General features: G+C 51.5%; 5 protein-coding genes and 1 tRNA gene. 1 reads left to right on the top strand and 5 read right to left on the bottom strand.

Going from position 1 to position 7,393, the window contains the following annotated elements:
- Positions 1-131: 131 nt before the first annotated feature.
- The 4 genes from pgsA to B2067_RS02025 are packed head-to-tail and all read right to left on the bottom strand — an operon-like array spanning position 132 to position 5,929.
- Complete coding sequence (gene pgsA, locus B2067_RS02040; RefSeq protein WP_068439446.1) at positions 132-674, bottom strand: CDP-diacylglycerol--glycerol-3-phosphate 3-phosphatidyltransferase; 543 nt, start codon at positions 672-674, stop codon at positions 132-134.
- Between the two features lie 8 nt (positions 675-682).
- On the bottom strand, positions 683-2,509 hold the full coding sequence (gene uvrC, locus B2067_RS02035) for an excinuclease ABC subunit UvrC (protein ID WP_068440449.1): 1,827 nt from the start codon (positions 2,507-2,509) through the stop codon (positions 683-685).
- Entirely contained in the window at positions 2,509-3,159 is a 651-nt protein-coding gene (gene uvrY / locus B2067_RS02030; protein ID WP_301387291.1) for a UvrY/SirA/GacA family response regulator transcription factor, read from the bottom strand. The genes uvrC and uvrY overlap by 1 nt, the downstream gene beginning before the upstream one ends.
- A gap of 55 nt (positions 3,160-3,214) precedes the next feature.
- Positions 3,215-5,929 carry a GNAT family N-acetyltransferase gene (locus B2067_RS02025; RefSeq protein WP_301387290.1) on the bottom strand — a complete coding sequence of 905 codons (2,715 nt, stop codon included), beginning with the start codon at positions 5,927-5,929 and terminating at the stop codon, positions 3,215-3,217.
- Between the two features lie 73 nt (positions 5,930-6,002).
- Between B2067_RS02025 and B2067_RS02020 the strand changes: the two genes are divergently transcribed.
- Positions 6,003-6,926, top strand: a complete 924-nt coding sequence (locus B2067_RS02020; protein ID WP_301387289.1) for a histone deacetylase family protein — start codon at positions 6,003-6,005, stop codon at positions 6,924-6,926.
- A gap of 375 nt (positions 6,927-7,301) precedes the next feature.
- On the opposite strand, the gene B2067_RS02015 is transcribed toward B2067_RS02020, so the two are convergent.
- Positions 7,302-7,392 (bottom strand) — tRNA-Ser (locus B2067_RS02015).
- Position 7,393 lies beyond the last annotated feature (1 nt).

The following is a 7,393-nucleotide window of genomic DNA, read 5'->3' as shown; positions in this document are numbered from 1 at the left end:
CCTTGGCAAGGTTGTGCTCTACCAACTGAGCTATTCCCGCTTAAGTGCTGCGCATTTTAAATAATACGTGTAACCAGTCAAGCCTTTTTTCTTACTTTTTAACAACTTAGAGAGTTATTTTCCCGAAGTTGTTAGCGTCTCAGCTCAGGCCACGCAGCCTTAAGATAGATCAGCATGGACCAGAGAGTCAGAATCGCCGCTCCGTAAAGTGCATAAATCCCAAGAACCTCCAGGAGGCTTCCCTCTGATGCACCCAACAGCACGGTTATAGAGACCATCTGGAGTGCAGTTTTTATCTTACCCAACTGACTGACAGCGACATTGGCCCGCTTTCCAAGCTCTGCCATCCACTCACGAAGTGCCGAAATTACGATTTCTCTGCCAACGATCACCATTGCCGGAATCGTTAACCAAGGGTGTGCAAAATGCTCCACGAGCAGTACCAGAGCAACCGAGACAATCAGCTTATCTGCGACCGGATCAAGAAACGCACCTAGCGCCGACGTCTGGTCAAGTTTTCGTGCGAGATAACCATCCAGCCAGTCAGTGACCGCAGCCGCCGCGAATAACAGGGATGCCCAGACGCGGCCACTCTCCCCTAACCAGTAAAAACATACCACCATCAGCGGAATCACCAATATCCGCCCCATAGTCAGTATATTAGGTATGTTCATTGCCGGTACTACTCCTGTTCTTCACCATGGAGCGCAGCGAAAATCTGCCCTGCCAATGCTTTACTGATACCCGGGACTTTTTCAAACTCAGCCCGCGGCGCACCGCGCATATTACGCAGACTGCCGAAGTGAAGCAAAAGCTCTCTTCGCCTTTTGGGTCCCACTCCGGGTAATTTCTCAAGATCCGACTGCCCGCGCTTCTTAGCCCGCTCTTTTCTATGGCCGGTTATAGCAAAGCGGTGCGCCTCGTCGCGAACGTACTGCAGAAGGCGAAAGCCTGCGTCGTGAGCATCGGGAAGAATAGGTTTCGCGGTCTGCGGTCGCCACAAGTATTCCCACCCTGACTTTCGGGTCGTCCCCTTTGATATGCCAAGTAAGTACACGTCAGTAATCTGCAGTTCATCCAGGACCTGATCAATCCTTGAGACCTGACCTTTACCACCATCAATCAAAAGAATATCCGGGAGATCGTTCTGCTCAAGCATGCGCGTGAGGTGCCTGCGGACAGAATCTTCAAGTGCTGCATAGTCATCCCCTGCGGTGACGTTTTTCACCGAGAAGCGCCGATAGCGTGACTTATCCAGTCCTTCTTTGCCATAGACAACGCAAGATGCGTACGCAGCCTCACCCTGAGCATGACTGATATCGAAACACTCTATCCGGGCCGGAACAAAATTCAGTTTCAGAAGATCGGCGACTGCATCGAGCTTGCTTTGCGCTGCCTGGCGCCCCGACATGACAGACTGTATACCCGCTCTGGCGTTCTCTTCAGCCATTGCCAGCCATTGGCGACCGTCGCCTCGCACCCCTCTCTGGTGCTGCAGCGAGAGGCCTCGTTCTTTAAGTACTGACAACATAGGTGCAAGCACATCGGATTCTATGTCAGCAAATAGGACTTCAGGCAAGGTGTCACTTGCATGACCACCCAGATAGAACTGCTCGATATAGGAAGCAAACAACTCTTCGAGCGGCACACCAATTTTATCCTCCGGGAAAAAACTCTGGGAATTGGTGAGGCGCCCTTTACGAAAGGTGAGGCGTTGAACGCAGATCATTGCCTGCCACTCAATTGCGACCCAGACGTCCGCATTTTTCTCTCCAGACTCCGTCATCTGGCGTTCCTGGATGCGCCTCAGTAGCTCTACTCTATCTCTGAACTCTGCTGCCTTCTCAAATTGAAGATCCTCCGCTGCCTGTTCCATGCCAGCCTGAAGATCAGAGATGAGTTCGCGGGATTTACCCTCGAGAAACATTCTTGCGCGCTGAATGTCCCGTTCATACTCTTCTTTCGATATATGACCGACACACGGAGCCGAGCAACGATGAATCTCATACTGCAAGCAAGGACGGCTACGGTGGTTAAAGTAGCTATCTTCACAGTTGCGGAGAAGAAACAGTCGCTGCAGATAGTTCTGCGCCTCACGAGCAGCACCGGGGTTCGGATAAGGACCAAAATACAGGCCCTTTTTTCTGCGTCGCCCCCGGGCGTATGACAGAAGCGGATACGGGTGATCTGAAATGTGCAGGTAAGGATATGATTTATCATCCTTGAGCAGGATGTTGTACGGCGGACGATGCTTCTTGATAAGAGTTTGCTCAAGAATGAGCGCTTCGACTTCACTCCCCGTGACTGTGACATCGATATGATCAATCCGACTGACCAAAGCGACGGTCTTTGCGTTAAGACCTCGGGCACGGAAGTAACTCGAAACCCGGTTCTTCAGGTTTTTTGCCTTTCCTACGTAGAGTAGCGACTTGTCTTTGTCGTACATCCTGTAGACACCAGCCCTCTGGGTAAGCGACTTCAGGAATGCCTTAATATCGAAGTCAGGCATTAATTCACTTCGTTGGCGTCAATCAGTCCGTGCCGCAAGGCTAAATGGGTTAACTGCACGTCACTCTTTTCTATACCGAGCTTTTCAAAGATACGGTAGCGATAACTATTGACCGTTTTAGGGCTCAGAAACAGTGCTTCACCAATTAATGGGACACGTTGGCCTTTCGCAATCATGATGGAGATCTGGAGCTCTCTTTCAGACAAGGTCTCGAAGGGTGATCCAGCATCATCCTGAAATGGGCGTAATGCCAACTTCTGAGCAATTTCAGGACTGATATATTTCTGGCCGGAATTCACTTTAACGATCGCTCTCAGCATTTCATCAAAATGTGCACCTTTGGTCAGGTAACCAGAGGCACCAATCTTCAGGAGTCGCGATGTGTAGGGGTCGCCGTCGTAAACAGTCAGCGCAATAATCTGAATCCCGGGCTGACGCTGAAGAATCTTCTGAGTAGCCTCAAGGCCACCGATGCCCGGCATATTAATATCCATAAGGACAACATCAGGCTCCAGGTCGCGCGCTTTCTGCACGGCCTCTTCGCCACTGGCAGCATCGCCGACAACCTCAACCTGCTCAGCATCGGCAAGCAAGCGACAAATACCTGATCGAACCAGATCCTGATCATCAACTACTAGGACTCGAATCAAAAAAACATCTCCAGAATTGGCCGGCTGCGATAAGGTGTGAAATATACCAAAGCAACTACACCGGGTACATGCGCTTCGATTGCCACGCGTATTTTTCACTGTTCAATATCATTGCTACCTCAACGACGCCATCGGCAGTATTCAGCCGGTTCGAGAAGCCGAGACGCCGAGCTAGTTTTAGCATTGGGCCGTTCTCGGGCAGAACTGATCCGTAGATCTGCAGAACGCCACGATCTTTCAGGTACTCGATAATACGACTCATCAGATGAAACCCAAGGCGCTCGCCTCGGGAATTATCATCAACAATCACAGAGAACTCAGCGGTTACGTCGTCAGGATCGATCCAGACTCTCACGACGCCGAATATTTTACCGTCACGCCAGGCTACGAAAGCCATTTCCCGGTCGTAATCTATCTGTGTAAGGCGAGCCAGCTCGGTATGATCAAAGCGCCGGCGAGCAGAGAAAAAACGCAACCTGAGACTCTCAGCGCTCAGGCGATGATAGAAGGCATCAAGCTGCGGCTCATCCTCTCCGCGGATAGGCCGAACAAGATATTCGACGTTATTCGGCGAGGTATAGCTGCCAGACAATTCTGTTGGATAAGGTAGGATTGCACATTTTACTGGCTCTCCGACTTCAGCGGCCACGCCAATGACACGATACCGACCAATCTGCTGACGGATTGCATTCACTTCCAGCCCTGAAAGCCACGGGTGATTCAGGGCGAGATGAGACAATGCGACCAGCCAACGCTCGAGTGTCAGTAAGTCTTTTTCAGGGTATTCCGAACGTTCCTGGAGAACCTCATAAAAATGGGATTTGCGGATCAACTTTTCCGCAAGGTTTGCGTTCAGAGGTGGGAGCGCCACCTGGCGATCCACAAGAATATCGGCCGTACTGCCCCCGCCCCCGAAGAAGATAAACGGGCCAACCTCGTTGTCACGACCAATGCCGAACGAAAACTGAAGATTATCCAGTGCCCGGTGCATGGTCTGTACCGTGTATCCCAATATCGGACTCTCCGGGAATCGCTCAGTAATGACCTCAGAAAGCGAGTCAATCGCTGGCAGTAGCTCCTTCTCGTTGTGCAGATCGCGAACCACGCTGCGAATACGCTCGCGAGGGTTCGTGCCGTAGGCAAAAGGATACAAATAATCCTTGTGATGGACTCGCAGAACCCACGGCTTAGGGATTGCCTGAGCGTCTTTGATGAGCTCACCGGACGTCTTCCTGAAAATGCTATCGGCGCAGGAGTAGCCGTACGCTTTAAGTAACTTGTATGCATCCGGTGGGGATAGATAGTCTCCTGCTTTGTAAGAGCTACGAATCTCCTCATCCAGTCCGGCGTGCTGCGCAGAGACAGGGATCTCGATACTTTCCGGGGTTTCGCGTAACAGGTCCTGTGTCCTCTGGTGTTGAACCATGTACATGTAGGACTTAATGGCATTGTCCGGCGTATCAAATGTCGGGATTTTCGCACGATCAAAACTGGCCCTCGCGCCTTCTACCGAATATTCACCGACCCAGCTCGTCAGTACCATTTTCTGGGTATGAGCAGCGACCTCTATCAGGGCCTCTGCGTTTGCTTGTGCGTCTGTTCCCAATCCTGGTGTGAATACAACCAGCAGCGCGTCGACATTACGATCCGTGAGAACTGTTTTAGCAACTGCGCTCAACTGCTCGGGCTTCAGTTCAGGATTAAGAAGCAACGGATTTTCGGCTTTGACATAGTCTGGAAGCTGGCTCTTCAGTACCTGCGATCCATCCTTCGTAAAGGTCGCAAGCTCACCACCGTCGTGCAGAAGTCGATCCATTGCGATAATCGCAGGGCCACGGCCGTTCGCAATAACAGCAAGTCGGGGGCCAAAGCGTTCGCGGCGATTGCTCAGAGCATCAACGCAATCAAACAACTCGTCCGTCGCATTTACTCTGAGAACCCCTGCTCTGGCTAAAACCTCATCAATCAGGTCGTCCCGGCGAGACAAGCCTTTAGGAGAAGATACCGGGTTGAGAGGACTATCAGAAAAACGGTTGTTCTTTACTGCCAGAACGAGTCTGTGCCTGGAGGCGGCACGTAGAGACCGAACCAGTGCCCGACCTGAGCGAATTTCGTCAAGCTGGATAAGTAGCGTCCGGGCCTTAGGTTCCTGTGATATGTAATCGATCAGATCCGGGAGTGTCACGTCCTCACTGCGACCCAGTGTCGCGACATGAGAGAATCCAATCCCCCTGCTGTAAGCCCAGTCCATTACGCCAGAGGCGAGCGTGCCCGACTGCCCAATGTAGGCAATATTTCCCTGCCTGACGGGGACATGAAGGAAGCTTGCATTGAGCTTCCTGTGTGGAATAACGATACCGAGACAGTCAGGGCCCAGAATCCGCATCCGGGTTTGTTTAACGATGCGGTCGATTTTTTCCGAGTTAGGCCGAAATTGCCACGAACGTGTACGCGCCATCCCGCCTGTAAGCACCATGGCAGCCTCCACACCAATAGCGTGCAGCTGCTTTATTACGCGTGCAACGGAATCCGCAGGAGTGCAGATAATGGCCAGATCGGGTGGGCTCTTCAGTTGACTTATTTTTGCCACCGCCGGCAAGCCATAAATCTCTTTATAGCCCTTACTGTTAACAGGCTGGATTTTGCCTTCGTACCCTGCCTCCAGGAGGTTTCTGACAATTGCACCGCCAAGACTGCCCTGCCTGTCGGATGCACCAATTACAGCGATCGACTCGGGCTGCACAAAGCGTTCAAGAGATCGGGTACCCATCAAACCTCCATTGGTTTTTTGTGTTTGTGCCAGTCGAGAGTACACTGAGCAAAAACAAGACGGTCAGGAACAGATGCCATTAGCGTATTACACGTCGGAAGAGCACTTCTCGCACTTTACGGATGAAGACCACCCCGAACACGCCATGCGAATCATGGCCATAGAGCAGGAGCTTAAATCTCAGGGCATCTGGGAGCAACTGATTCATGCCAATGGTCGGTCGGCTGATATGCCAGACATTCTCCGAGCGCACAGCAAAGGCTATGTTGAACAGCTCCACCTGATACAACCTAAGCATGGCCATATCTACGTTGACGAAGATACCGCCATGTCCCCCGGCTCACTCAATGCCGCCTTGTGGTCGGCAGGGTCCTGTACAGCAGCATTGGATGACCTTGCAAAAGGCGAACAGTCGCGCGCCTTCGTTGCAACGCGCCCGCCGGGTCATCATGCAGAACACCGCAAGGCCATGGGGTTCTGCTTTTTCAATAACGTTGCCATATCAGCGCTCAGGGCTGCTGACGTCCACCACTTTCAGCGGATAGCCCTTCTCGACTTCGATGCCCATCAGGGCAATGGCACTATAGACATTCTTGGGAATGATCAGCGTTTTCTCATCTGCTCCAGCTTTCAGCACCCTTTTTACCCATACACTCACTACGAGCAGTCAAAGTTCGACAACCTGATCAATGTTCCGCTTGAGTCTGGCACTGGCAGTGCGACGTTCAGGGCTATGATCGAAGAGCACTGGCTGCCAGCCCTTAAGTCGTATGCACCTGAGCTTATTATTGTTTCAGCGGGTTTTGATGGCCACAGAGATGACCCGATGGCGGAATTGAATCTATTGGAATCAGACTATGATTGGCTCGGCCGCATGATTGATGGCATTGCAGCAGCAAGAAACACTCCCGTACTGAGCATTCTGGAAGGTGGATACGACCTCAACGCCCTGGGTCGTTCAGTCGCTGCATACCTGACAGGCCTGCAGTCAGACTAGCGCGCTTTATTTTCCCAACCCCTGTCACACTCTGAGTGCAAAACTTACCGTCTGTCACAGAAAGCCACAGAGGTACGCACGATTTCCCCGATTACAGATGGCATGATTTCAGCAGTTCACAAAAACAGGGCACTGCTATGAGACCAAAGCAAGAGACTGGAGTTATTTACGCAATTGTTGCAACACCAGAATCACTGTCACGCGTAACGAAGGCAGAGATGGCGCTGATTGCATTGACGGCGTGTGTGAGCACATCCGTTTTGATCGCTGCAGTCAGATCTTTGTTTTAGAACGGTACCTGTCCAGATCAATATGAAAACATGAATTCAAAAACAAAAAAGCCCAGCAATATGCTGGGCTTTTTTGTGAAATAAGTGGCGGAGGGATAGGGATTCGAACCCTAGATAGGCTATTAACCTATGCCGGTTTTCAAGACCGGTGCATTCAACCGCTCTGCCATCCCTCCA

Origin of the sequence: Thalassolituus sp. UBA2590, from assembly GCF_002339775.1 — a bacterium.
GTDB lineage: Bacteria > Pseudomonadota > Gammaproteobacteria > Pseudomonadales > Oceanobacteraceae > Thalassolituus.
This window is presented reverse-complemented; position numbering and strand designations above follow the sequence as displayed.